This window comes from Vogesella perlucida, from assembly GCF_979366545.1.
Map to the genome: position 1 here is coordinate 1 of NZ_CEETRO010000068.1, position 280 is coordinate 280.

Below are 280 nucleotides of genomic sequence, written 5' to 3' on the forward strand. Positions count from 1 at the left end.
GCCGCTGACGGTGATGTCTTCATCGGCTTCGGCGGCGTTCACCACGTTGTCGGCGGTGATGTCGTTGACGCTGATGCTGGCGGTACGGTTGTCCGGGGCGACGGTGTCGACGCTGTAGCCTTCGGTGTCGCTGACGGTGATGCTGTTGCCGGATTCGTCACGGGTGGTGACGCTGGCCTCGATCACCTTGTCGGCGTCGGCCACCAGCTCGGCGCCCGGTACGTTGATGCTGAAGGTCTTGTCGGCCTGCACCAGACCGGTGAACGGCTTGCCGTTCACG

1 protein-coding gene is annotated in these 280 nt (G+C 64.6%); it reads right to left on the minus strand.

The annotated features are described in order from the left end of the window. Nucleotides 1–280: hypothetical protein (locus tag ACZ9XP_RS17960; protein ID WP_465188968.1), on the minus strand; the 280-nt coding region annotated here is incomplete at both ends.